Source organism: Pseudalkalibacillus sp. R45, from assembly GCF_052246725.1.
In the GTDB taxonomy this organism is placed as follows: Bacteria; Bacillota; Bacilli; order Bacillales; family Fictibacillaceae; genus Pseudalkalibacillus.
Window position 1 is genome coordinate 23,257 of sequence record NZ_JBQQCL010000018.1, and the last position, 25,680, is coordinate 48,936.

Consider the following 25,680-nt stretch of genomic DNA (forward strand, 5'->3'; position numbering starts at 1 on the left):
TTAAAACATTCAGCGTTCAAAGTATACCCAACAACGTTCCATATGAAACAGGAGGATATTTTGCGACTAATTTATGACAGTTCGCTTGAGATAGTATACAACGATTAGCAGAACAAGTATAGTGATAATGGTTATAATATGACATTGATTTTATTTTCTTTTACAATGATAAGTATGAAAACAATGTACCGGAGCTACACTAGGCTTTGCTGATGAAAGGTGATTGATGATGACAAAAGTTTTTAACGACCAGTTTTTAAAAGCATGCAGGGGGGAAGAAGTTTCTCATGTTCCAGTCTGGTACATGAGGCAGGCGGGACGTTCACAGCCTGAATACCGGAAAATCAAAGAGAAATATTCTCTGTTTGAAATTACACACCGTCCTGAATTATGTGCAGAAGTGACCCGTCTACCTGTCGAACAGTACAACGTCGATGCGGCAATTTTGTATAAAGATATTATGACACCGTTGCCTGCAATCGGTGTTGATGTAGAAATCAAGTCGGGAATTGGTCCAGTCATCGACAATCCGATCCGCTCTTTGGCTGATGTGGAACGTCTTGGGGAAATCGATCCTGCGCAAGATGTCCCATATGTATTAGATACAATCAAATTACTCCGTGAACAACTTTCGGTACCGTTGATCAGTTTCAGTGGGGCACCTTTTACACTTGCAAGCTATATGATTGAAGGCGGCCCATCAAAAAATTACTATAAAACGAAAGCATTCATGTATTCTGAACCGGAAGCATGGTTCAAATTGATGGACAAGCTTGGGGAAACAGCGATCCGTTATGTGAAATCCCAAATCGCGGCGGGAGCTCAAGCGATCCAGATTTTCGATTCATGGGTGGGTACGTTGAATGTCGCAGATTACCGCACGTTTGTTAAGCCTGTGATGGAAAAGATCTTCACAGAGCTTAAAGAGGAAAATGTACCGCTGATCATGTTCGGAGTCGGTGCAAGCCATTTGGCAAACGATTGGAATGACCTTCCTCTTGATGTCGTCGGTCTTGATTGGAGACTGCCGATAAAAGAGGCACGTGCACGCGGCGTTGATAAAACCGTCCAGGGTAATCTGGAACCAGCATTACTGTTAGCTCCTTGGGATGTGATTGAGGAAAGAACGAAGGAAATCCTTGATCAAGGGACAGAATCATCCAAATTCATTTTCAATCTGGGACACGGTGTTTTCCCAGACGTTAATCCAGATACACTAAAAAGACTGACAGCTTTTGTTCACGAATATACTTCGAAATAACCGATAGATGGGGTGCATAGTTTTGACGAAGCGGAAAGTAGGAGTTCTTGTGATGGCCTATGGCACACCAAGAAGTCCAGAAGAAATTGAATCATACTATACTCATATACGAAGAGGGAAGAAGCCACCCCAAGAAGACCTTCAGGATTTGATCGAGCGTTATGAAGCAATCGGTGGTGTTTCTCCGCTTGCGAAAATTACAGATGAACAAAAACAGAAATTAGAAGACAAACTGAATGAAATGCATGATGATATTGAGTTCAAGGCTTATTTGGGATTGAAACATATCGATCCGTTTGTGGAAGATGCAGTTCAAGCGATGAAGAGGGACGGGATCCAGGAAGCGATCAGTATCGTTCTGGCACCTCATTATTCAACGTTTTCTGTAAAATCTTATAATGGACGAGCAATTGAAGAAGCAGAACGAGTCGACGGACCGAAAATCTCGCCTGTGGATGATTGGTATGCTGAGCCGGGTTATATCAACTATTGGGCAGAACATATCTATGAAACCTTTAAACAGATCCCAGAAAATGAACACAATCGATCAATTGTCATTTTTTCTGCGCACAGCTTACCACAGCGCATCACCCAAATCGGTGATCCTTATCCTGAGCAACTGCAAGAAACAGCTGACTTGGTTGCGAAAGAGGCTGGGCTTCAACATTACACGATCGGCTGGCAAAGTGCAGGTAACACACCAGAACCATGGATCGGCCCGGATGTTCAGGATCTCACCCAGGATTTATTTGAGCAGGAAGGATATAAGCATTTCATCTACTGTCCTGTAGGATTTGTAGCCGAGCATTTAGAGGTTTTGTACGATAACGACTACGAATGTAAAGTGGTGACAGATAAACTAGGTGCATCCTATTATCGTCCTGAAATGCCGAATGCAAAACCAGAATTCATCGAGACCTTAGCAAGAGTAGTGACGAAAAAGCTGGAAAGCCGGGATTGATCATGAAACACGTAGTTATTGTCGGTGGGGGGATTACAGGCCTTTCCGCCGCTTTTTCTTTACAAAATCAAATAGAAGATAAGAATCTTCCAATCAGGGTTACTCTCCTTGAAGCTGAAAACCGTTTAGGCGGGAAAATCCGCACCGAGTATCATGATGACTTCGTGATCGAGCGCGGACCAGATTCCTATTTGAGCCGCAAAAAAGCGATGACCGATCTTATTGAAAGGCTCGGGCTCGACTATGATCTTGTAAACAATCATGCGGGGCAAGCTTACATTCTTCACGGTACAAGCCTCCATCCAATGCCTGAAGGGGCAGTAATGGGCGTGCCGACAGAAATCAGTCCATTCTTGGCAAGTGGTTTGTTCTCATTAAAAGGAAAAGTACGTGCTGGGCTGGATCTTGTCTTACCTAAAAGTCGAAACAAAGGAGATCAATCTGTTGGTGCCTTCTTCAAACGACGACTTGGTGATGAAGTGGTTGAAAACTTGATTGAACCTTTGTTATCTGGTGTTTATGCAGGAAATATCGATAAAATCAGTTTGGAGTCGACATTCCCTCAATTCCAGGATATCGAATCACGGTACCGAAGCTTGATCTTGGGAATGAAGCAAACCAAGCCAAAGAAAAGTGAAAAATCCTCTAAAGGTGCCTTTATGACTTTGAAAAAGGGGCTGTCTTCCTTAGTGAAAGCACTGGAGGATTCCCTTGGTGGACGAGTGGAGTTGAAAACCGGCACAACAGTGGAAGGATTGAACAAATTCGGTAGCGGATATGCACTGCATTTGTCCGATGGGTCACAGATTGAGGCTGATGAAGTCATCATGACGGTGCCGGCGAGAAAAGCAGCGAAATTTTTCAACGATGATATTAAAGAACTGATCGGTGACGTCCCTGCTACGTCAGTAGCAACAATTGCGATAGCCTTTCCTGAGTCAGCCATCCCCGAATCGTTTGATGGAACAGGGTTTGTCATATCCAAGAAATCACCGTTTACAATTACGGCGTGTACATGGACAAACCTGAAATGGCCGCATACGACACCAGCAGGACACGTCTTGTTAAGGTGTTATGTGGGCAGGGAACATGATCAAGCGATCGTTGATGAATCTGATGAAACGATCCTTTCAAAAACGTTGACAGACTTGCAAAAAATAATGAAGATCGAGGAAAAACCGGAGTTTTATTACGTCACTCGATGGAAGAAAGCGATGCCGCAATATCTTGTCGGGCATCTTGAAAGGAAAAAACAATTGCATGAACAGATGGAAAAACACTATCCTGGAATACAGATCACCGGAGCATCTCTGGATGGAATCGGGCTTCCAGATTGTATAGTCGCAGGAGAAGATGCAGCAGACAACGTGATCAAGAATTTGACAGAAAAGGCAATTTAACCTGGTTATATAAAGGAAATAGCTGTGGCATAAGTGCTGAGCATAAGGAGATCTTCAATTCTCCTTGTAGCAGCAGTTTCAAAAGTCTTAACGGACACCGGAGCCCTTATTTTCCAAAAATCGTTCATTTTATAAGAATAACGGACACCAGAGCCCTTATTTCGTTAAAATCTTGGTAAATCAGCTCATTTGTTCATAAATAACGTCCCTGGTGTCCGTTAGATTCTAGAATACCGCATTTTATGCCCAAATAACGTCTCTGATGTCCGTTACAATATTAGGAAACTCATTCTTATCCAAATAAGGCTGACCCAAACATGGTGGAAATTGATGTTTTGGTCAGCCCCTTTTTGGTGTCAGGCGGGTTGTCTGCTATAATGACAAAGAAACGTTGTAACGTCATAAATAGAGGGAAATAGAATGGCCGAATTACTAAAACCGATCTTTGTTAACATTTCAATTATAGTTTCATTAACCTTTATTGCGAATCTAATCTATCCGTTCAATGCAAAGGGTGGGACGTCTTTTAAACAAAAGTTGTTCTTTGGACTCATCAGTTCAATAGCTGCACTTAGCTGCATGTATTACCCGATTGATGGCTTCAGGTCAACTGTTTTCGATCTACGGACAGTACCTTTGATTGTCGTGACCCTTTATGCTGGGTTGATTCCTGGTGTAATGTGCAGTCTTGTGATTATTTTCAGCCGTCTAAGTATCGGTGGTGAATATGCCTGGGTCGGTGTGCTGATTACGATTGTTGCACTTTTGACCGGATTCGCTTATTCGCGGTTGTTCAATGAAGCACTTAAGAAATGGAAGCCTGGATTGATCGCTGGATTTTTATTCTTTCTTTTTTATGTTCTCATCCTTACTATTTATGTCGATTTTTTACCCAGCCAGTTTTATCTGATTTATTTCATTGCTTTCTATTCAACTTATTTTCTATTGATTTTCTTAATTGACAGATTGATTAGGATCAATCTTCAATTGGAAGAGACGATTTATTTGGGAAAGCTTTCAGTTGTCGGACAAATGGCCGCATCAATTGCACATGAAATTCGTAACCCTCTTACGACTGTCCGTGGAATGATCCAGTTCCTTTCCCTTCATACAGAAGACCGGCAGTTGAAACAGCATGCTCCTTTGATGATTGATGAACTGGACAGGAGCAATAAAATCATTTCAGATTACCTTTCATTAGTGAAACCGAGTGAAATGAAACTTTGTGATGTTAACTTGAAAGAAGTAGTGGAGAATATTACCCATTTGTTATCTCCGTTGGGAGCTTTCAATAATGTAATTATTAAATCAGAGCTTTCGAAACCGTTTTATGTGAAAGCAGATGAACAACAGTTGAAACAATGCTTGATCAACTTGATTAAAAATGGGATTGAAGCAATCGATGGTGGCGGCACGATATATGTAAGGTGGCGACAGAGTACGTCCGATTCTGTTGATCTTATAATAGTAGATACCGGTAAAGGAATGACCCATGAAGAACTGCAAAAGGTGGGTCTGCCGTTCTATACGACAAAAACAAAAGGGACAGGCTTAGGGACGATGATTACCTATCGGTTAGTCAATAATATGAAGGGATCAATCGTTTACAACAGTGTTCCGGATAAAGGGACAACTGTTACCGTCAGACTCCCTCTTGCTACAGAAGATAAGAAATGAAAAGCTAAGGAACGAGCAATTTAAGCTCGTTTTTTTATGTCTTTGGCTCTATCACAGTACATTCATGGAGACAATTCTTTTAATACTATGTCTCCTCTCAGACTTTATTGGGACAGCACATGAGAAAAAAGCAGCGAACCTGTCCCGAAACGAGCATAATTCAGACAACACAAGAGAAAAAAGCGGGCAATCTGCAAGTCTCCCCAGCTCCTTCCTAAATAGCTAAACAAGTATATTCCACCATCATTCTAATGAGTTGTGAAAGGTAACAATACTTGCCAAAAAACTTTCCTGAAATAACAAAAAACAAAAAATGTCAAGACTTTATTTTAACAAAATAAGGTAATATAGTATTATTATAGATTGAGAATTTTTGTTAGGAAAGGTAATGATGGATGAAAGTATTTTTTGGTTTATGTGTTTCTTTAGTCCTTTTGCTCACGAGTTGCTCACTTCCTTCTGTTGCACCGATTGAGGTTGAAGTCGATCCTCCTGACAAGAAACAATCCCAGAAACAAACAAATAATCAATCCACTAACCAACCTACTACTAAACTATCCGAAAAACCTATAAAAACGGCTGATGCAATAGTCAATCCAATCACAATTTCTTTTACTGGCGACATCCTTTTGGATAGTCGAGTTGGAGCAGCAATCGATCAACATGGTGTAGATTATCCTTATCAATCTGTGAAACACATCTTACAGAAATCAGATATTACAGTAGGGAATCTTGAAACTTCCGTATCGACACGCGGGACCCCAGAAGAAAAACTATTTGCCTTCCGTTCGAAGCCGGAAACACTGAAGGGTCTTGCAGATGCAGGTTATGATATGGTAAGCATCGCTAACAACCATACCCTTGATTACGGAACAGAAGCCTTATTCGATACGATGCATCATTTGAAAAATTACGGGATAGGGTATAGCGGTGCAGGAAAGAACGAAGAAGAAGCCTTTACAGCTTATTACAAGACAGTGAATGGAAAGAAAGTTGCCATACTTGGTCTTAGCAGGGTATTGCCATATGCAGATTGGGCTGCACAACCAAATCAACCTGGAATCGCTTCTGCATATACATATGAGCCGATGATGAAATATGTAAAGAAAGCTGTTGAAAATTCCGACCATGCGATTGTTTACATCCATTGGAATAAGGAAAGAGCAGATTACCCTGAAGACTATGCCCGAGAAATGTCACGGAAGTTCATCGATGCAGGTGTTTCCGCTGTAATGGGAAGCCATAGCCATTCATTGATGGGGATCGAATACTATGATGGGGCTCCTATTTTTTACAGTCTAGGCAACTTCGTATTCACTCAATCTAAAAGCCCAAAAGGTCAAGAGACGATGATTGTCAATCTCTCTTTTGTCGATGATGAAATAAAGCCTCAGATTATTCCAGCTAAAATCATCACCTATCAACCAACGTTGATGGATGATACGTACAACCAGTCAATTATCGATAAACTTAACCAACTATCCTATAATGCTCGCATCGATCAAAATGGAAATGTTGAATCTGAAGAATAGAAGGAGGGACTGACATTTAGTCAGCCCCTCCTTTATATAATTTCGATTTTCGCTGTCAGCTGTGTTCACTCTTTATGTACCAAATAGTACACTCAGGGGTTCGCTTAGGTGCTTCCTTTAATCTCTACAAATCTACTGTTTTTAGTTTAATCGTTATCTTCAGATTCATCTGAATGGTCATTGGTACTGCTGCTGGAAGAGGTATCTTCAGAACTGCTGTCACTCGTGTCATCATCTGACCCACCATCGCCATCGTTACCGCCAGATCCGTCACCATCACCGGAACCTCCGTCACCACCGGACCCGTCATCACCACCGGACCCGTCATCACCACCGGACCCGTCGTCACCACCGGATCCGTCGTCACCACCGGATCCGTCGTCACCACCGGATCCGTCGTCACCACCGGATCCGTCGTCACCACCGGACCCATCATCACCACCGGATCCGTCGTCACCACCAGACCCATCATCACCACCGGACCCGTCGTCACCACCGGATCCGTCATCATCCCCGCCGGACCCGTCGTCCTCACCGGAATCATCGTCCCCAGATCCTTCGTCAGAATCCTCATCTTCATTTCCCTCTGATGAATCTTCATCAGAGTCTTCTTTTTTCTTATCTTCATCTTCTTTATCGTCATCGTCTTTCTTAGGAGGTTTATATGCACTCGGTATGTCGGTTCCTTTTACGAACAGTTCAGTAATGATACTTGATGAAGGTGTATGGCTTGAAGCTTTTTGTCCATTCCGTTCATCGATTTTCACTTCCTCCACAGTTGAAGGTTTTACAAAATCCTCTGTTTCAGTATTCTTTGAAACCTGCGACATGACCTGTTTGAATAGTAGTTTGGCAATTGCCGAGTCTTTCTTTGTGACATACTGTTGGGCTGATGTTTGTTCATAACCGGTCCAGACAGCGGCGGTATATTGAGTCGTATAGCCGACAAACCATGAATCTGTGGACCCCTCTTCAATTCCCTCTGGAGGATTGGTAGTACCGGTTTTACCAGCTAACGGCAATCCTTCGATGTTGGCGAGAGTACCGGTCCCTTCACGAACTACATCTTTCAACATATCCGTTACCATGTAGGCGGTATATTGATTCATTGCTTTTTGTGCTTTTGTTTCGAACTCTTTCGTTTCACCTGTCGGATACTCGATTTTTGTCACAGTGTGTGGTTGATTGAACATTCCCTGGTTTCCAAAGGCAGCATATGCGCCCGCCATTTGAAGAGGAGACACACCATCATTATCGCCGAATCCGCCAATCGCATAGGAAGGATAGGCATGTTCAAGAGAAATGCCAACATTCTCAGCGAATTTTTTGGCACGATCTCCGCCAACCTCCATGAATGTTTTGATTGCAGGGATATTATACGACTTTATGAGTGCCTCTCTCATCGATAACATGCCATGGAACTTATCGTCATAGTTCTTGAATTCTTTGCCATTGATTTCAAGTTCTTCATCTTCAATCTGATGATACGTAGACCATTTTTCAAATTCAATTGCGGGTCCATAGTCTAAAATCGGCTTGATCGTAGAACCAGGTTGACGCTTGATATCGGTTGCATAGTTGTACCCGCGTTGAATATCTTTTTCGTCAGGATTTCGATTACCGCCGATTGCCCGAATTGCTCCTGTCTTCGTATCCAGGAGCACGATCCCGGCTTTGAAATCATCATTCGGATACGGAATCACATCATTTCCAGTCATCATTTTTTCGGTATAGGATTGAGCTTCAGGATCAAGAGTCGTATAAATTTTCAAACCGCCTGTATAGAGTTCGCTTTCATTGTATCCTTTTTTTAGTAATTCATCGATGACATGGTCGACAAAAGCCTGATATCCTTTGTTTTCAGGTTTATTATAGAGGATTTCTTCTAACTTAGTGGCGTTCGCCTTCTTTTCTTCTGCTTTTGAGATGAACCCTTGTTTTTTCATTGATGAAAGGACGATACTTCTTCTCTCAAGTGCATTTTCTGGATGATTGATTGGGTCATAACCATTAGGCCTTTGGGGCAGACCAGCAAGAAGAGCAGCTTCTGCGACGGTCAACTCTTCGACACTTTTACCGAAATATACATCTGCAGCCGCTCCTAGACCGTAAGCACCATTTCCGAAGTAGATTCGGTTGAGGTACATTTCTAAAATCTGACCTTTTGAGTACTTCCGTTCCAATTTTACAGCTAAATAGGCTTCTTGAATTTTTCGCTTGATCGTCTTTTCCGGAGATAAATATGTATTCTTCACGACTTGTTGGGTGATTGTACTGCCACCTTCAGAACCCCAGCCATCTTTTAGGTTAGCAAGAGCTGCACCGCCGATCCTTTTGAGATCCAACCCGAAATGCTCTCTAAATCGTGCATCCTCTATCGCTATAAATGCTTGCTTTACGTGTTGGGGTACATTCTCGATGTTGATTGGAATTCGATGCTCACTACCTGCGAGCTCAGTGATCTTTTCTCCATTCATATCGTAAATCGTAGAGGAATTGGCATACTTCAATTCTTTTTCTGTTAAATCCGGAGCATCTTGAATAAAGGCGAGCCCAGTCACTCCGCCAGCGACTAATATGAGTAAAAAGACGAGGAAGGTCGCTAGAAATACTTTAAAATATCCTTTTTGATTCTTCGCTTGTCTTGCTTCTTTCTTGTTTTGAAAACGGGACATGATTGACACGACCTTTCTTTTCGAAAAATAGAAGTATTAATTTGAAAGTACCCGTCAAATTCCAATTATAAACATTGGTGGAAATTGTCTGATTGTTTTGAAGAAAAAGCCTTGTTCGTTGTCATTGTTGATTTTCTCGTAATTCACGACATTCCGTCTGGACAAAGCGATTCAAGCAAAAAAGGAACCCTAACGGACACGAGAGACGTTATCTGTAATAATGAATAAATAAGGTCTCCTGTGTCCGCTAAAGGGTTTCGCCAGAGTGAATTTTGCGAAGAAAAACCGGTGACTAAAGTGAAAATCGCGTTTATTTATGAGAAGAGAGGGTAATCTAAAATGATGATAGTTAGAAGGGGGAACATGAATGATCGAGTTCAAACAAGTCAGTAAAACCTTCCCAGATGGCTTCCAAGCGTTGAAAAACATCAACCTTCATATCAACAAGGGAGAGCTGGTGACGTTGATCGGCCCGAGTGGGTGCGGAAAAACGACAACCATGAAAATGATCAATCGTTTATTGGAACCCAGCAGCGGGGAGATACATGTGGATGGGGAGAATATCAAGAATCAGAATCCTGTCCAACTTAGAAGAAATATCGGTTATGTTATCCAGCAAATCGGTCTATTTCCTCATATGACCATTGAAGATAATGTGGCACTTGTACCGAAAATGAAAGGATGGTCTAAGAAAAAGTACATACGTCGAGTAGATGAACTCCTGGACCTTGTCGGACTTGAGCCAAAAGTATTTAAAAAGCGCTATCCTTCTGAATTGAGCGGAGGCCAACAACAGCGTATCGGCGTGATAAGAGCCTTAGCTGCTGAACCGCCTGTCGTGCTTATGGATGAACCTTTCAGTGCATTGGACCCTATCAGTCGGGAGCAATTGCAGGATGAACTTGTAGCCTTGCAGGATAACATCCACAAGACGATCGTATTTGTCACACATGATATGGACGAAGCCCTGAAGATCGCAGACAGGATCGCGATCATGGATAGTGGTGAAATCATTCAATTGGATACACCTGATCAAATATTGAGACACCCTGCCAATCAATTCGTGGAAGATTTTATTGGTGAAGAGCGGATGAATAAAGAGATTGGCGGAAAGACAGCGAAATCCTTAATGCTCTCCAAGGTTGCGACTGTCAAACCGAACCGTGGGCTTGCTGAAGCCTTGCAAATCATGAAAACGTATTCGGTCGATAGTTTGATGGTTACGAGTGGTAATGGAGTACTTGAAGGTGTTCTGGAGCTTTCAGTTTTGGAAGCGAATTATGGTGAGGAAACCAAAAAGGTTGAAAACATCATGTCACAAGTTTCTCATTCTGTAACAGCCGAAACCCTTTATACTGACATTGCAGAAATCTTCGCAAAACATCAGGTCAAGACCATCCCAGTACTTGAAGAAGGTAAGCTAGCAGGCTTGATAACAAAGTCAAGCATGATGAGAGGACTAGCCGGAATGAAACAAACCGTATAGAAATGAGGTATTTCATTGGACTGGAACAGTTTTATAAACACATTCATTAATAGATGGCCGACTATTCTGACGGCACTTGAAGAGCATTTATATCTTTCGTTCGTTTCGATTCTGATTGGAATTTTGATTTCCGTACCATTGGGGATCATCATCTCCAGATTGAAAAAAATCGCAGAAATCGTCATCGGGATCACAGCTATTTTCCAAACCATCCCAAGCTTAGCCTTATTCGGATTTCTCCTTCCCGTTTTTGGAATTGGGAGCACGCCAGCAATCATTGCATTGATGATCTATGCGCTTTTACCGATTTTAAGAAATACATACACAGGAATCGTTGGTGTCGACGATGCTTTGATCCAGGCTGGTAAAGGAATGGGAATGACATCGTGGCAAATACTATTGAAAATCGAACTTCCTTTGGCATTGCCTGTTATCATGGCAGGGATCCGAACAGCAACAGTATTGACGATTGGAGTTGCAACGCTGGCAACCTTTATCGGAGCTGGTGGTTTAGGAGATGTCATCTACAGAGGATTAAGTACATTGAATAACGAGCTTGTTTTAGCAGGTGCGATTCCAGCTGCATTGCTTGCAATCTTTTTTGACTCGATTTTGAAAGGTATTGAACGGATCGTAACGCCAAAAGGGCTTAAAAAACAAGACTAGGAGGATCTCATGTTGAAAAAGACATTGTTACCGATTTTACTATTGATGTTGATCGTTACTGGATGTGGAGGCGGAGGAGCTGGAGGTGACACCCTCGTCATCTCAGGTAAGAAATGGACAGAGCAATATATCCTTCCTCATTTGATGGCTGAATATATCAAAGCCAACACGGATTATGATGTACAAGTGAAAGAAGGTCTTGGAGAAGTTGATGTATTGACAAAGGCGATGGAAAGCGGAGATATCGACATGTATGTTGAGTATTCCGGGACAGGTTATCTAGCTGTTCTTAAGGAAAAGTATAATCCTGATCAATCCCCTGAGGAAGTATATGAAGCGACAAAAAAGGGATATAAAAAAGAAAAGGATATTGTATGGCTGCCCCCGCTAGGGTTCGAAAACAACTATGGATTAGCGATGACGGAAGAAACCTATAATCAATTAGGTGTTAAAACAACGTCTGAACTAGCGAAAAAATCTGATGATCTTGTTTTCGCAGCACCACCGGAATTCTATGAAAGACCGGATGGATATGATCCATATGTAAAAACATACGATCTTAACTTCAAAAGTAAGGAAAGTCTGGATCCGAACTTGATGTATAATGCCGTGAAGGATGGAGAGGTCGATCTCATTACGGCGTTCACCACAGACGGACGAATCGAGCGCTTTAACTTGAAAGTATTGGAGGATGACAAGAACTTCTTCCCACCATACTATGCAGCTCCAGTAATCCGACAGGAAGCATTGGATAAATTCCCAGAAGTTGAAAAAGTGATGAAGAAATTGGAAGGAAAGATTTCTTCAGAAGAAATGGCCGAAATGAATGCAAAGGTAGACATCGATAACGAAGATCCAAAACAAGTCGCCATCGACTTCCTGAAACAAAAAGGGCTGATTGACTAAGCTAACATCAATGGCTTAAAACACATTTGAAAAATGGCTGACCCCAAACAACAATTTTCATTAAAGTTTGGGTCAGCCTTTTTGTTTTTCCATTGTCCTAAAATCGTATCGGACACCAGAGCCGTTATTTGTGAACAAAAGAGCTGATTTCATATGATTTTAACGAAATAAGAGCTCTGATGTCCGTAATTTTTTTAGAATGACCGATTTTACGTAAAATAAGGTCTCCTGTGTCCGCTAAGGTTCTCCTCTCTCCTGTTCGGTGCCAGGCACCGAACAGGAACCCTTGATACAGCTGGATTCTTGAGCGGTGCCAGGCACCGAACGGGAACCCTTGGTACAGCTGGATTCTTGAGCGGTGCCAGGCACCAAACGGAAACCCTTGGTACAGCTGACTTTTTGAACGGTGCCTGGTACAGTAGAAGGTTGGTCTACTGATTATAGGGTATGGGGTAAATCGTTGGTACTATGATTTTAAGAATAGGACCTATTTAACATTTATATCTATTGCTTGATTGTTTTCATTAAGAAATTCCTCGAAAATTGTAATTGAAAGAAAAATTAGTCAATTACTTTATTTTGGGGAGGCAACACGTATGAAGAGACTCAGTTCAATTATTCTAAGCACAGCTTTGATTATTGGATTGTTTTTTGCAGCTCAATCCAATCATCAGGCGCAGGCGTCTTCGATCGAGATTGATGATGCTCTTACTAATGTGCTGAGTGCAGCGGGTAACCAGTTCATCGTCGAAGCGGTTATTACGTATGACACTATGCCGTCAGCTGATGAAATTGAAGAACTTGAAGGTTTCGGGCTGACAACGAAAACGTTTAAGAATCTGCCGATGGTGGCGATCCAGGGGACTAAATTGGAAGTAGATTCATTATTGTCAGCTGGAATCAATGCACTTTCAATCTTTTATGATAAAAATTTGGAGTATAAACTTCGTGATAGTCGCCAATTGATTGGTGCTGAGCAGGTATGGAATGATTTGGGGTATACCGGCGAGGGAACAACAGTCGCTGTCATCGATAGTGGAATAGACGCAACACACCCTGATCTTCCTCTAGGGGACAAGGTCGTCCAAAACGTAAAATTCTTAGTAGGGAATAGCTTGTTTTCTGACGGGTCTGAGTCACTTTACTTAGAAAATGTTCCGAATACTGATACATCTTCTGGTCATGGAACCCACGTTGCAGGTACGATTGCAGGGAATGGTACATCAAGTGATGGTCTATATACAGGCGTTGCTCCTGACGCGAAGCTTGTCGGACTTGGTACTGGGGAAGCGATCAGTGTACTCTGGGCGCTTGAAGCTTTTGATTATGTATTGGAAAACCAGGATGAATACGGGATTGATGTCATCAGCAATAGCTGGGGCACAACAGGGGAATATTCTCCGAATGATCCGATTAATGTAGCGAGTAAGGCAGCCTATGATGCTGGAATGGTTGTGGCTTTTGCAGCTGGAAACGAAGGACCAGATAACGATACACTTAATCCATATTCTGCAGCACCTTGGGTCATCTCAGTAGCTGCAGGAACAAAGGACAAACAATTAGCTGATTTTTCTTCAAGAGGGATTCCAGGGGATGAGCTCATCCACCCAGATATCACGGCACCAGGTGTAGATATTGTTGCAGCGAAATCATCTACAGGATTAGTGATGAACCTACTTGGTACAACGACAGACATCACGTATATCGATCCAGCACACCTTCCATATTACACCACAGCAAGCGGCACAAGCATGGCAACGCCTCATATCTCTGGAGTTGCAGCATTGATGCTTGAAGCAAACCCGGATTTAACGCCGGATGAGGTATTCGACGCAATGGTCAATACCGCTGATCCAATGGCAGGTTACGAACTTCATGAAGTTGGTGCAGGTTACGTAAACGCATATGAAGCTGTTCATACCGTTGCAAAATAAAATTGTAAAACTCACTTGAGAGGAGGCTTAGGCCTTCTCTTTTTTGCTGTTTTCTAAAGGCTCTTTTCTAAAAGATGGTTGCTTTTGAGTCATTTTAAAAAACTCACCTCGTGCAAGTTGATTGGAGAGCAAGGTGCGAGACTCCTCGAAAATGAAAATCGCATTTTCTTCGTGCGATGTAACGCTGCCGAAGCTTTCCTTGTCCTGCGGAATCAGGGGACAGGTGAGACCATTCACTGTCGCAAGGCGACGAGTGGGCTCACCGCACGCCCCGTGGAAAGCGAGCATCCTGGAGCGGAAATCAACGACTTTTAAAGAAAACTTGGCGAGACCAAGCCTTTTGTAGGTCGAGCCTTAGTTGCCCTTATACTGAAGAAAGTATTTTATACTTTCTTTAAGTGCAACAGCAACAACGTTTGCGAAAACAGCCTTTCTAAAAGTTATTGTTAATGGAAGGTTCTTACGGAAGGTGCTAAGTGGAAATATACGAGACTCCAACGGTACAACAAACTAAGCGAGCCCCCCGTAAATACAATAAGGATTCCCATCTAACAAAATAAGGAAAACAGTAGTGCTAAATAGCCATTTGTTACTTTCAACCACTAACACCCGACATAATTTGCAATTTTTAATAGAAAAGTATTAATAGTGGAAATTGAAAGGGGGTGAAGTACGTGCGAATTCAAACCCTGATTGTTAAAGGGCTTATTGCGGGAGCATGTCTGTTGGTTCCATCTGAAGTTCTGGCGAACGACAATGGAAAACCAGATGAATTACCTGACCCTCCAGCAGAGGCAGATAATTCAGCAGAAGAACGGAAAAATGAAAACGCTTTAATAAACGCTGATAATAATCGACAAAATGAAAATGCAGATCGTAATGGAAATCAGGAGTTACCTGAACAAGCCAAAGCTGATTTAAAAAATGTCGATCAGCCTCAAGAAAAAGAGAAACCGGTGCATGTGAAAAACGATGCTAAAGATAAGTCAGTAAATGGGAACGGTGTTTCAAAGATAAAGAAAGAAACGAATAAACCAAGCCAGGACACTGATCAATCCGGACCCTCAGTACATAATGACCGTGGTGAAGACCTTAACCCTTTAAAAGATGCACCTTCTTCTGAAATAAAACAGAAGACAGATGGACAAAATCCACTAAAAGAGAAGCTGAATTTCAGTAACAATTCTACTGATGACAAACAAACAATTGCAGTTAGAGATGCAGCAAAATCCAAATCCAATCAGCAGCCATTGCCACAAGATGAAAGTCCAGCTGATGCTCCGTTTGTGTTACCTTCACAAACCGGATATCAACTATCCAAACAAAATCAACATAAGGATGGATCTTCTAACACATCAGGAAATGGTTCTCTTTTCTATGCTTTATCTTTTTCAGGGACAGGTCCATTGGTCACACTTGATCGTGATTTCTTAGCTGAACATCGCAGAGAACATAATCAGTGGATCAATGCACCGCCTTCACCACCGCCAAAATCTGACCTTCTTCCTCATGCTGTTTGATAATCGAACGATAAAACTAATAATGAGAAGAAGAAGGAGAGATTTTTAATGGTACGAGTTAACGGAAAAATGGTAGTCAAATCTCTAGTATTTGCAGGAGCACTTGCATTTGGAACTTTTGTAGGTATTGATTCTGTTGAAGCAGCGGGTAATGGGAAAAAAGCTGAGGTAAAAGTCCAAGCTTTAGATGACGAAGTAAGAGCAGAATCTAAAACGAAAGCTAAGAATAATCCATCTGCTGAAAACAAAGCTGAATCTCAAGGACACGTCAATGCCAGTGAAAAAGCAAAAGAAAATGCAGCATCTAATTCTGCTGTACAAGCTGGTTCTGAAACAGACGCAGATACTGATGTAGAAACACCTGAAGAAGACGTGACAGTAGAAGAGCCAACTGATTCTGATGTGAAAACAGAAGAAACTGATGTAGAAGATGCAGACAAAGATGAAGAAATGGAAGAGCCGAAAGAAGAGAAGGTCAACCCTTCTGCAGAAAATAAAGCGAATTCCAGTGCATATCATGCAAGTGATGTAGCAAAAGAAAACGCAGCTGAGAACTCTGCCGTTCATCTTTCAGTTGCACCAGAAACTGAAGAAGACGCAAACTCTGAAGAAGAAACAACTGTCGAAACAGATGTCGAAGCTAAGACTGAAGAAGACGAAGATGCAGAAGAAGAAACAGATGCGGATGAAGATTCTAATGTAGATGCTGACGAAGAAGCAAAAGAAGAAGATGCAGCAACTGACGAAGATGTAGACACAGAAGAAGACAGTGAAAAAGAAGAAGACAGTGAAACAGAAGAAGCTGATGACACTGAAGAAGTTAACGTTTCTGCTGAAAACAAAGCAAATGCACAAGGGCATGTGAACGCTAGTGATACTGCAAAAGAACATGCTGCTGAAGGATCTGCAGTTCTTGCTGGTACTACTGAAGACACCACTTCTCAAACAGATGAAGAACCTACCGAAGAAACAGACGTAGAAGAAGACGAAGAAATGACTGAAGAACAAGTGTAGAAACAGATGTTGAAGCTAATCTTGACACAAAAGCTACAACAGAAACTGAAACTCAAACAATCGTACTACCATAACGTTATACTTAGGAAGACCGGGATCCCTCCCGGTCTTTTCTATGTATACGGCCAAAATCATGTTTTTTTACGGCTGAATGGGCATTTATACGGCCAGGACGGTCCATGTATCGGTCCAAATGACAAAATCCTACAGAAAACGACACTGAAAACTACCTTTTTGGTTCAACTTATCAATTAAAGGTACGGTGTATGAATCGAATTTTTCGTGGTCATTTATCGGAACCCACTGTATATCAACTAAATCAGCATTATCAGGATTACTTGTATCGAGTTTGAGAGTTCCCCCTATGATTGTTGCTACAAAGGTATACTTACTCGCATTTTTAAATAGAAGCCTTTCAATTTTCACTTCATATCCCGTTTCTTCCCTAACCTCGCGTATACACGCCTCTTCAGGAGTTTCACCACGTTCAATACCGCCTCCAGGAAAGTTCCATACAAGTTCACCTCTCTGAACCCACTGTTTAACCATTAAAATTTTATCATTAGACATAACAACCGCTTGCGAAAGCAAAGCAATCCCCCTTTTATCCTACATGAACGGAGTCCTAACTATTGACATGAATATGACAATCACAGCTTTAAATTAACTATAGAGTAAAAAGGAGGTCCCAGCAATTTTAGCAAAAAGGAACTATGGTATCGGTCATTTAAGGAGGAACTCAGTCTCATTCCAATTATCCTATAAATACCAACATTCTGAATTTTCTTTAATTATATTGACAGCGGTTACGTCTTTGCCTACGATAGTAGTAATGAGACAAGGGAGGGGTAGGTAATGAGTAGTTTGCTTTTAGCAGTAATTGGAATATCGATTTTTTTACTAGGCTATCGTTATTATGCAAAATTCATAGCTGAAAAGATTTACAAGCTTGACGAAAATTTTGTGACTCCAGCACATAAATACAAAGATGGGGTCGACTTTGTTCCTACAAATCGATTTGTATTGTGGGGACACCATTACAGCTCAGTAGCAGGAGCGGCACCGATTGTCGGGCCGGCAATTGCCGTTTATTGGGGCTGGCTCCCAGCAGTGATATGGGTCATTCTAGGAACCGTATTTGCAGCCGGTGTGCATGATTTCGGAGCACTCGTATTATCTGTCCGTAACAAAGGTCAATCTGTTGGTACCATTGCAAACAAATTGATCGGTCATCGAGCGAAGATTTTGTTCTTATTCATCATCTTGATTCTCGTATTAATGGTTAACGCAGTGTTTGCATGGGTCATTGCCAACCTATTTGTTAAATTTCCTGCATCCGTTCTATCAATCTTCATTCAGATTCCATTAGCGATCTGGATTGGGTATGCAGTTTATAAAAAAAGTCGGAGTATGTTGCTGCCATCCATCGTCGCACTTGCATTCATGTATGGGGCCGCTGTACTCGCTTCTCAATTCGATGTTCTTCAAATCGACCTTGTTAAATGGTTCGGTGGAGAAGGGAATACGGTGATGTTCGGATTGAATGGCGTCTCGATGGCGTTCTTCGTCTGGATTATTGTATTGATGGTTTATGTGTATATCGCTTCTACTTTACCTGTATGGAAGCTATTGCAGCCAAGGGATTATATCAACTCTCATCAACTTGTACTTGGTTTGGTTATCCTTTATTTGGGAGTACTCTTCACAAACCCTGAAATCACTGCACCAGCGGTAAATTCAGGCGCTGATATATCGATGTGGCCGCTCTTATTCATTACGATTGCCTGTGGAGCCATTTCAGGTTTCCATGGTCTAGTCGCATCTGGAACTTCCTCCAAACAACTTGATAAGGAATCAGATGCTAAATTCGTAGGTTATCTTGGGGCTGTCGGGGAAGGGATGCTTGCGTTACTTGCAATCATCGCTGTAACGACGTTCTTTGCAACTGGAGCTGATTTCTCAGCAGCGTATAACAGTTTTGCTGCTGCAAGTGCAGGAGGTCTTGGGAACTTTATCGGCGGTGCAGGAGTCTTAGCATCTGGTGTTGGAATCCCAGCTAATATTGCATCAACGATCGTAGCGGTTATTGTCATCAGTTTTGCGGCTACATCACTTGATACATCTGTTCGTTTGATGCGTTATATCATTGCTGAGCTTGGAACGGAGTACAAGCTTCCAGCATTGACGAAGGCACATGTTGCAACATCGATCGCAGTTGGTACAAGTGCAATGCTTGTGCTTCTTCCAGAAGGGCCGAATGGATTCGGATCTGGTGGATACTTGCTTTGGCCGTTATTCGGTACATCCAACCAGCTATTAGCAGGAATCAGTTTGTTGCTTGTGTCCATCTGGTTGAAAAAGCAAGGACGGAACTTCATGCCAACATTCATTCCGATGGTGTTCGTCCTCGTTATGACTGTCTGGGCCATGGGTAAACAGGTCATATTTGAATGGTCTGGAGCTGGTGCGGCAGATACAAATGTTTTATTGTTCATCTTCGGGGCATTGATCCTTGGATTCGCTCTATGGATCATTGTAGAAGCTTTCCAAGTCTTGAGTAAAAAACAAGATCCATCCGATATGGATAAAACGGCTTGATAAATTGATGGCTTGAGGGGGGGCGGGAAACTGCTCCCCTTTTGAATGAAGTGAAAAGGGTGATCAATGATGAAACACGAAATCCTTGTCATACGTGTCTTGCCTGAGATTGGCGGAGGATGATGCGGAGGTGTCTCTGGTGACGGGTTCATCAGTATGTCAGATCAGTTTCAAGATGATCGGAAAGAGATGCAAGAAATCGGTGTATTGTATCAGCAAATTGTAAAAGAATATGGGGACCAGGTGGACCTTGTTTATGCAGATCCACGAAATCTGATTTCCATTGTCGTTTATATGTTTGGTCAGGTTCGACATGGTAAAATAGGATTACTTGATGTTTTTAAGAATCTTTTTTGGAGAGCCCGTCGTGGTGCGGTTTTCATGAACGGACGGTGGATTAATGAACCAGCACTGTCGGACAATGAACTATTAAAACGGATACAACAAGAAATGAACGAGCGGGGTGACGGATGATGACTGAAGCGAAGTGGTCTTTTAAAAGACTGATCGAATTATATGATGAAATATTAAGTCATAATCATAAGACAGAGATCAAGCGGGAGCTTCGTGATGAGGATGATCTGTTTTTATTGTTATGCTTTTCCGAATTGCTCGGAATTCCGAATCCAGTTTCCTATTATACACTTGAACTGTATCCATCGATTCTGGAGAAGTTTCATGATTGGCATCTACGAATGGGAATGGAAAAGTCACCACTGGAAGGAATTCGTTGTTGTTGATGAGAGGTTGTGTGGCGTGTGAAGAAGATTGTAAATAAACAAATCGTATTTTTTGGTGGAAAAGGTGGAGTGGGGAAATCGACGTCTGCCTCAGCTTTTGCCTTGACGTCAGCAAGAAAAGGGCAGAAAACGTTGTTGGTTTCGACAGATCCGGCTCACAATGTAGGGGACATTTTCCATAAACGGTTATCTGGAAACCCGAAGCGTTTGACAGAAAACCTTTTTGCGATCGAAATCGACCCGAATGAAGAAACAAAACGTTATCTTGATGGCGTAAAAGATAACCTGAAAGGTCTTGTTAAAGCGAAAATGGTGGAGGAAGTCCATCGTCAGATCGACCTTGCTGGAAGTTCTCCAGGAGCCGATGAAGCAGCGATGTTCGATCGACTCGTGTCAATTATTTTAGATGAAAAAGGTTCATTCGATACGATCGTTTTCGATACAGCTCCAACCGGGCATACAATCAGGTTGTTGACCCTGCCGGAATTGATGGGAGCCTGGATCGACGGGATGCTGAAAAGACGGGAAAACTTGAATAAAAACTTTTCCGCCTGGATGGGAGACGGGGAACCGGTAGAAGACCCGATCTATGACATCCTTGATAAAAGGAAAGAGCGTTTCGCTGAAGTTCGGAAAATATTATTGGATGATGAACTGACGGAGTATGTATTTGTATTGAACGCAGAACGGCTTCCGATTTTAGAAACGGAAAAAGCAGTGGAAACGTTGAGGAAACACGATCTGCTCGTCAATACTCTTGTGGTCAACAAGCTCTTACCTGATGTGGAAGACAGTTCTTTCCTCAGGAAACGAAAAGAACAGGAAAAGGAATATATCCAAATGATCGATAAGAAATTCAATCAACAGGAGAAAATTTTCATTCCACTCCTTGATGGCGACGTTTCCACACTAGAAGCATTAGACCGAATCAGTGAAGCAATGCAAGAAGAACTATTTCAATAAGATAAGATATGTAAGATACGACAAAAAGGAATGTCTGGATCTCCTATGGGAGGTCCAGGCATTTTTGCACTTAAAGAAAATACTTTCTTCAGTATAAGGGTAACTAAGGCTCAGCCTGCACAAAGGCTTGGCTTTGCCAACTTTTTTATAGGGATTCTTTATTGTTTTAGGCTCTTTTCTAGAAGATTGTTGCTTATGAATCATTTTTAAAAACTCACCTTGTGCAAGTTGATTGGAGAGCAAGGTGCGAGACTCCTGCGGGATCAGCGTGCCTACTACCTGAATAATCTCCTCGCAAGGCATGCGACGAGGAAGCTCGCTTCGACAGGACTTTCTTGTAGACGCAGGAGCACAAATGCTTCCTTGATAAGGAGACTCCTGAGGTCGCAAGGCGACGAGTGGGCTCAACGCACGCCCCGCGGAAAGCGAGACTCCTGGAGCGGAAATCAACGACTTTTAAAGAAAACTTGGCGAGACCAAGCCTTTTGTAGGTCGAGCCTTAGTTGCCCTTATACTGAAGAAAGCATTTTATACTTTCTTTAAGTGCAAAAGCAACAAAGTTTGCGAAAACAGCCTTGTTTTAAAATTTATCTTGTTGCAAGTTCCAAACTCTGGTAAAATGATTTTTCCGTCTGACTTTTCAGACGAAAAACTCTAAGGAGGTAACTGAACGTGAAGAATAAGATTCAAAGTGCCTTTGATATGGAGAAGCAGCAACTCGAAAAAATAGCTGCAGAGATCGAAAGACAGATAAAGAAGTTAGAGGAAGTCCCAAGGTATTTCGGAGAGGATATTACGGAGCAGGCTCTCGATGAGCGTCGGGAACAAGCTCGAAAGAACCTTCGGATAGCGGAGGAGGAGCCCTTTTTCGGACGACTCGACTTCAATGTAGAAGGAAATGACCAACCAGATGAAATCTACATAGGAAAGGTTGGTGTTTCGAAGGAAGCGTCGAATGATCTTATGGTTATTGATTGGCGTGCTCCTGTGGCCAGCCTTTTTTATTCGTATAGTGGAGGAGAAGAGGAAATCTACTATATATCGCCAGAAGGCAAGATTGAAGGGGATATCCATCTAAAACGGAATGTGGTCATCCGTAAACAGAAGCTCCAACGTGTTGTTGATACCTATGTAAAAGGCATTACAGAAGCTGGTGGGACAGATGAATTTTTACTTTACCGTTTAGGTGATCGGAAAGACAATCGGTTACGTGATATCGTTTCTACAATTCAGGCCGAGCAAAATCATATCATTCGAGCTGAAAAGAACCAACCGCTAATTATCCAGGGTGTTGCAGGGTCTGGAAAAACGACAGTGGCACTGCACCGTCTGGCCTATCTGCTTTACCATTACAGAGACCATCTCAGTGCGAATCAGATGATCATATTCGCGCCAAACCGAATGTTTCTGGACTATATCTCAAATGTCCTACCGGAACTAGGTGTAGGTGGGATCCAACAGACTACTTTCAATGAATGGGCGGTAGAGGTCCAGGAAGAACAGATAACGGTTTCTGATGGTAGGGATGAATTAGAAAGTATTTTCTCCAGCAGGTCAAATGGTGCCATCATGACCCGGGAATCAGGAAGATTAAAAGGGTCATTGGCTTATAAATCTGTGATCGAGGACGCACTGGATGATTTTGAGAAGAAAATGATTCCGGCTTCAGATTTAAAGCTCTGGGATGGTTGCGTTTTGTCAGCATCCTCCATAAAAAAATGGAATGAGGAACAGAGGCATTTTCCGATTGCTATGCGCAGGAACCGGATATTGAAACGGTTGAAATCATGGGCGAAGCAAAAGGTAAATGAGATGTTGCCTCATGAACGAAAAGAACGAAAGAAAACAGCGGATAAGCAAATGAAAGCTTATATGAAAGCCTGGCCAGATCACAGTGCTTTCACATTTTATAAAGAACTTTACAAGAAAACGAGGATACAAGATTTCGCTCGTCCTCTTCAAGACTATCTCCCGGCTGAAATCATTGCAGATACAAGGAAGCGGATGAACAAAAGGGAAGTTACTGCAGAAGACTTACCCGCATTGATTTGGATCCACCAAAAACTATCTGGTATGGATAAACAGTTCATCTATCAGCATTTGGTCATTGATGAGGCCCAGGATTTCTCGCCTTTTCATATCGAAGTGTTGAAATCATATGTACGGGAGGATTCGTTCACAATTCTCGGTGATATCTCACAGGGAATCCATTCTTATAGAGGGATTGAAAAATGGCAAGAGTTTATTGATGTATTCGGAGAAGGCAATTCGAAATATGTCCAAATGGAGAGGAGTTACCGATCTACATTGGAGATCATCGAGTATGCCAACCGGATTTTACAAAACATGCGCCATACAAGCGGGCTTGCGAAGCCAGTTTTCCGAAGCGGTGAACCGGTCAGGGAGATAAAGGTGAATAAGACTGAACGAATGGAAAAGGTTCTATCGATCTTGGAACGAATACAACGTTCAGGAGCCCACAGTATTGCTCTTGTGGGAAGGACAGCTAAGAATTGTGCGGAAATCCATGAGAGGTTGATGGATGAAGGGGTGGAGGCATCTTTGATTACTGCAGACCAGACCGGCTATCAAGGAGGGATCTCCGTCATACCGGTCTATCTAACGAAAGGATTGGAATTCGATGCTGTGATGATGCTTGATACAGATCCAAGCAATTACCAATTCAACGATGAGGATGCAAAGCTGTTATACGTCGGATGTACAAGAGCCCTTCACCAACTCTGGGTGTTATATGAAAATGAACTAACCCCGCTATTCCGCACAAAACTGAACTTATGAATTAGGGTGGTATGCCGGGTGACAAATAACAAGTCAATTCAAACAAAGCTTGTGAAACATTGCTTGAGGGGCACCAATAAACAAAGGGACTGACTCTTTCCTATTTGGTCAGTCCCTTTAAATTCTATTAAACTTTTATTCTACTGTTTAACCTACGATTAAGTTTGCAACGAGTAACAATACGAGGGAAGCTGCCCATACGATAGTTGTAGGAATGGACCATGTTAGGATCTGTTCTTTCACATTTTTAATTCCTAACATACGGTTCACAACCCAGAATAAGCTATCGTTGAAATAAGAGAACACCATTGCACCAAGCGTCGCTGCCTGGGCTGCCAGTACCATATTGACATCCAGTCCAGCTAATATCGGTGCTGAGATGGATGCTCCCGTAATCATCGCTACGGTACCACTCCCTTGAATCAAGCGGACAATGCTGGCGATGACGAATGGCAGCAGAATGGCAGGGAGGCTCGTTTGCGCGATTTGTTCCGCGATATAATCTCCTGCACCGCTTTCTCTCAATACATTACCTAAAGCTCCACCTGCACCAGTCACCAGTAAAATGATACCTGCATCTTTTATTCCTTCTTCCATACGGTCGATCGCAGTCGATTGTTTCACATGATTGTATAATCCGTAGATTGCAAAGATAAGACCAATTCCAACTGCAATAATAGGAGCACCTAGGAATGTGATGATATTATAGATACCACCTTCTAATCCTATCGCTGCAACCGTTGTATTCAAGAAAATCAAAATGATCGGTACCAAAATCGGTAATGATGAGCGTAATAAGGACGGTAAGTTTTTATTCTCTTGCATTTCGTAATACTCTTCTAACGTTTGCGGCATATCAGGTCTTACAAATCCTTGACCATCTTCATCAGGAAGTTGGTAGATTTTTTTACCAATCCATTTTGCATAATAGACCCCGACGATGATCAGCGGAACTGCAAAAATCAAACCGGTAAGGATCATCCATCCTACATCAACACCGAAGATTCCAGCAACGCCCAATGGTCCAGGAGTAGGGGGGACAGCATGGTGTGTGACGGCTAGACCGACACCAAGTGCAACACCTAATGCAACAACAGATTTACCAGTCTTTTTTGATAGCGCTTTCGCAAGAGGGGCTAAAATGACGAAAGCAGAGTCTACAAAGATAGGTATGGAAACGACATACCCTGTCACAGCCATTGCCCATTCTTCTTTTCGCTTTCCTAACCATTTTATAAAGCTATAGGCTAGCCTTTCCGCAGCCCCTGAAACTTCTAAAATTCGTCCCATCATTACACCGAAACCGATGACAATACCGATAGAACCGAGGGTGGTGCCAAAGCCTGTGGTGATGGCATTGACCACGTCAGGGGCTTTCATACCCCCGACGATTCCAGTAATGGATGCTGCTATGGTCAATGCTAGAAAGGCATGGATTTTTGTACGTAAAACCAGGAAAATCAGCAAGAATACTCCGAGAACTAATCCTATAATCATTTGTGCTCCAGATGCTTCCATATTATTGCCTCCTATCGATTAATAGCTGTT

At 42.3% G+C, this 25,680-nt stretch carries 21 protein-coding genes; 16 read left to right on the forward strand and 5 right to left on the reverse strand.

Annotated elements, in window-relative coordinates; genetic code table 11:
- The first annotated feature begins 229 nt into the window (after nt 1-229).
- The 5 genes from hemE to ACTWQL_RS20650 all read left to right on the forward strand — a co-directional run bounded on the left by hemE (nt 230) and on the right by ACTWQL_RS20650 (nt 6,831).
- Nucleotides 230-1,261, forward strand: a complete 1,032-nt coding sequence (hemE, locus tag ACTWQL_RS20630; protein ID WP_443144289.1) for a uroporphyrinogen decarboxylase — start codon at nt 230-232, stop codon at nt 1,259-1,261.
- A 22-nt stretch (nt 1,262-1,283) separates the two neighbouring features.
- Nucleotides 1,284-2,222: a ferrochelatase gene (hemH, locus tag ACTWQL_RS20635; RefSeq protein ID WP_443144290.1), complete on the forward strand. Its 939-nt coding sequence runs from the start codon at nt 1,284-1,286 to the stop codon at nt 2,220-2,222.
- Nucleotides 2,223-2,224: 2 nt separating this feature from the next.
- A complete protein-coding gene (gene hemY / locus ACTWQL_RS20640) occupies nt 2,225-3,622 on the forward strand; it encodes a protoporphyrinogen oxidase (protein WP_443144291.1) in 1,398 nt (465 codons plus the stop codon).
- A 420-nt stretch (nt 3,623-4,042) separates the two neighbouring features.
- Nucleotides 4,043-5,299, forward strand: a complete 1,257-nt coding sequence (locus ACTWQL_RS20645; RefSeq protein ID WP_443144292.1) for an ATP-binding protein — start codon at nt 4,043-4,045, stop codon at nt 5,297-5,299.
- Nucleotides 5,300-5,694: 395 nt separating this feature from the next.
- Nucleotides 5,695-6,831 carry a CapA family protein gene (locus ACTWQL_RS20650; RefSeq protein ID WP_443144293.1) on the forward strand — a complete coding sequence of 379 codons (1,137 nt, stop codon included), beginning with the start codon at nt 5,695-5,697 and terminating at the stop codon, nt 6,829-6,831.
- 146 nt (nt 6,832-6,977) lie between these two features.
- Here ACTWQL_RS20650 and ACTWQL_RS20655 read toward each other — a convergent pair whose 3' ends face one another.
- Nucleotides 6,978-9,506: a transglycosylase domain-containing protein gene (locus ACTWQL_RS20655; protein WP_443144294.1), complete on the reverse strand. Its 2,529-nt coding sequence runs from the start codon at nt 9,504-9,506 to the stop codon at nt 6,978-6,980.
- Between the two features lie 367 nt (nt 9,507-9,873).
- Here ACTWQL_RS20655 and ACTWQL_RS20660 point away from each other — a divergent pair, with 367 nt between their 5' ends.
- The 4 genes from ACTWQL_RS20660 (at nt 9,874) to ACTWQL_RS20675 (ending at nt 14,498) form a co-directional block, all read left to right on the forward strand.
- The gene (locus ACTWQL_RS20660; protein WP_443144295.1) at nt 9,874-10,992 is read left to right on the forward strand and encodes an ABC transporter ATP-binding protein; all 1,119 of its coding nucleotides are present in this window, start codon (nt 9,874-9,876) and stop codon (nt 10,990-10,992) included.
- 15 nt (nt 10,993-11,007) lie between these two features.
- Nucleotides 11,008-11,658, forward strand: a complete 651-nt coding sequence (locus ACTWQL_RS20665) for an ABC transporter permease (protein WP_443144296.1) — start codon at nt 11,008-11,010, stop codon at nt 11,656-11,658.
- Between the two features lie 9 nt (nt 11,659-11,667).
- Complete coding sequence (locus ACTWQL_RS20670; protein ID WP_443144297.1) at nt 11,668-12,564, forward strand: glycine betaine ABC transporter substrate-binding protein; 897 nt, start codon at nt 11,668-11,670, stop codon at nt 12,562-12,564.
- 596 nt (nt 12,565-13,160) lie between these two features.
- Nucleotides 13,161-14,498, forward strand: a complete 1,338-nt coding sequence (locus ACTWQL_RS20675) for a S8 family serine peptidase (protein ID WP_443144298.1) — start codon at nt 13,161-13,163, stop codon at nt 14,496-14,498.
- Nucleotides 14,499-14,525: 27 nt separating this feature from the next.
- On the opposite strand, the gene ACTWQL_RS20680 is transcribed toward ACTWQL_RS20675, so the two are convergent.
- A complete protein-coding gene (locus ACTWQL_RS20680; protein WP_443144299.1) occupies nt 14,526-14,735 on the reverse strand; it encodes a hypothetical protein in 210 nt (69 codons plus the stop codon).
- A gap of 437 nt (nt 14,736-15,172) precedes the next feature.
- Between ACTWQL_RS20680 and ACTWQL_RS20685 the strand changes: the two genes are divergently transcribed.
- Nucleotides 15,173-16,018, forward strand: a complete 846-nt coding sequence (locus ACTWQL_RS20685; protein ID WP_443144300.1) for a hypothetical protein — start codon at nt 15,173-15,175, stop codon at nt 16,016-16,018.
- 48 nt (nt 16,019-16,066) lie between these two features.
- Nucleotides 16,067-17,032: a hypothetical protein gene (locus ACTWQL_RS20690; RefSeq protein WP_443144301.1), complete on the forward strand. Its 966-nt coding sequence runs from the start codon at nt 16,067-16,069 to the stop codon at nt 17,030-17,032.
- Nucleotides 17,033-17,236: 204 nt separating this feature from the next.
- On the opposite strand, the gene ACTWQL_RS20695 is transcribed toward ACTWQL_RS20690, so the two are convergent.
- A complete protein-coding gene (locus ACTWQL_RS20695; RefSeq protein ID WP_443144302.1) occupies nt 17,237-17,623 on the reverse strand; it encodes an NUDIX domain-containing protein in 387 nt (128 codons plus the stop codon).
- A 264-nt stretch (nt 17,624-17,887) separates the two neighbouring features.
- On the opposite strand from ACTWQL_RS20695, the gene ACTWQL_RS20700 reads away from it, so the two are divergent.
- The 4 genes from ACTWQL_RS20700 (at nt 17,888) to ACTWQL_RS20715 (ending at nt 21,333) form a co-directional block, all read left to right on the forward strand.
- Nucleotides 17,888-19,630 carry a carbon starvation CstA family protein gene (locus ACTWQL_RS20700; RefSeq protein ID WP_443144303.1) on the forward strand — a complete coding sequence of 581 codons (1,743 nt, stop codon included), beginning with the start codon at nt 17,888-17,890 and terminating at the stop codon, nt 19,628-19,630.
- A gap of 156 nt (nt 19,631-19,786) precedes the next feature.
- Nucleotides 19,787-20,104 carry a hypothetical protein gene (locus ACTWQL_RS20705; protein ID WP_443144304.1) on the forward strand — a complete coding sequence of 106 codons (318 nt, stop codon included), beginning with the start codon at nt 19,787-19,789 and terminating at the stop codon, nt 20,102-20,104.
- Nucleotides 20,104-20,370, forward strand: coding sequence for a cory-CC-star protein (locus ACTWQL_RS20710; protein ID WP_221568885.1), 267 nt, complete (start codon nt 20,104-20,106; stop codon nt 20,368-20,370). Before ACTWQL_RS20705 ends, ACTWQL_RS20710 begins: the two co-directional genes overlap by 1 nt.
- A gap of 18 nt (nt 20,371-20,388) precedes the next feature.
- Nucleotides 20,389-21,333, forward strand: coding sequence for an ArsA family ATPase (locus tag ACTWQL_RS20715; protein ID WP_443144305.1), 945 nt, complete (start codon nt 20,389-20,391; stop codon nt 21,331-21,333).
- Here the strand turns inward: ACTWQL_RS20715 and ACTWQL_RS20720 are convergent.
- Nucleotides 21,322-21,636: a hypothetical protein gene (locus tag ACTWQL_RS20720; protein WP_443144306.1), complete on the reverse strand. Its 315-nt coding sequence runs from the start codon at nt 21,634-21,636 to the stop codon at nt 21,322-21,324. The two genes, ACTWQL_RS20715 and ACTWQL_RS20720, sit on opposite strands and share 12 nt — an antisense overlap.
- Before the next feature lie 369 nt (nt 21,637-22,005).
- Between ACTWQL_RS20720 and ACTWQL_RS20725 the strand changes: the two genes are divergently transcribed.
- Nucleotides 22,006-24,132 (forward strand): HelD family protein, encoded by a 2,127-nt coding sequence (locus ACTWQL_RS20725; RefSeq protein WP_443144307.1) that lies wholly within the window; start codon nt 22,006-22,008, stop codon nt 24,130-24,132.
- A 147-nt stretch (nt 24,133-24,279) separates the two neighbouring features.
- Here ACTWQL_RS20725 and ACTWQL_RS20730 read toward each other — a convergent pair whose 3' ends face one another.
- The gene (locus tag ACTWQL_RS20730) at nt 24,280-25,650 is read right to left on the reverse strand and encodes a GntP family permease (RefSeq protein WP_443144308.1); all 1,371 of its coding nucleotides are present in this window, start codon (nt 25,648-25,650) and stop codon (nt 24,280-24,282) included.
- Nucleotides 25,651-25,680 lie beyond the last annotated feature (30 nt).

What these genes read in the sequence shown, in the direction of transcription:
- hemE (WP_443144289.1), top strand. Translation starts at nt 230, where the DNA reads ATGACAAAAGTTTTTAACGACCAGTTTTTAAAAGCATGCAGGGGGGAA.
- hemY (WP_443144291.1), top strand. Translation starts at nt 2,225, where the DNA reads ATGAAACACGTAGTTATTGTCGGTGGGGGGATTACAGGCCTTTCCGCC.
- ACTWQL_RS20645 (WP_443144292.1), top strand. Translation starts at nt 4,043, where the DNA reads ATGGCCGAATTACTAAAACCGATCTTTGTTAACATTTCAATTATAGTT.
- ACTWQL_RS20650 (WP_443144293.1), top strand. Translation starts at nt 5,695, where the DNA reads ATGAAAGTATTTTTTGGTTTATGTGTTTCTTTAGTCCTTTTGCTCACG.
- ACTWQL_RS20655 (WP_443144294.1), bottom strand. Translation starts at nt 9,506, where the DNA reads ATGTCCCGTTTTCAAAACAAGAAAGAAGCAAGACAAGCGAAGAATCAA.
- ACTWQL_RS20660 (WP_443144295.1), top strand. Translation starts at nt 9,874, where the DNA reads ATGATCGAGTTCAAACAAGTCAGTAAAACCTTCCCAGATGGCTTCCAA.
- ACTWQL_RS20670 (WP_443144297.1), top strand. Translation starts at nt 11,668, where the DNA reads ATGTTGAAAAAGACATTGTTACCGATTTTACTATTGATGTTGATCGTT.
- ACTWQL_RS20675 (WP_443144298.1), top strand. Translation starts at nt 13,161, where the DNA reads ATGAAGAGACTCAGTTCAATTATTCTAAGCACAGCTTTGATTATTGGA.
- ACTWQL_RS20690 (WP_443144301.1), top strand. Translation starts at nt 16,067, where the DNA reads ATGGTACGAGTTAACGGAAAAATGGTAGTCAAATCTCTAGTATTTGCA.
- ACTWQL_RS20700 (WP_443144303.1), top strand. Translation starts at nt 17,888, where the DNA reads ATGAGTAGTTTGCTTTTAGCAGTAATTGGAATATCGATTTTTTTACTA.
- ACTWQL_RS20705 (WP_443144304.1), top strand. Translation starts at nt 19,787, where the DNA reads ATGTCAGATCAGTTTCAAGATGATCGGAAAGAGATGCAAGAAATCGGT.
- ACTWQL_RS20710 (WP_221568885.1), top strand. Translation starts at nt 20,104, where the DNA reads ATGACTGAAGCGAAGTGGTCTTTTAAAAGACTGATCGAATTATATGAT.
- ACTWQL_RS20720 (WP_443144306.1), bottom strand. Translation starts at nt 21,636, where the DNA reads ATGCCTTGCGAGGAGATTATTCAGGTAGTAGGCACGCTGATCCCGCAG.
- ACTWQL_RS20730 (WP_443144308.1), bottom strand. Translation starts at nt 25,650, where the DNA reads ATGGAAGCATCTGGAGCACAAATGATTATAGGATTAGTTCTCGGAGTA.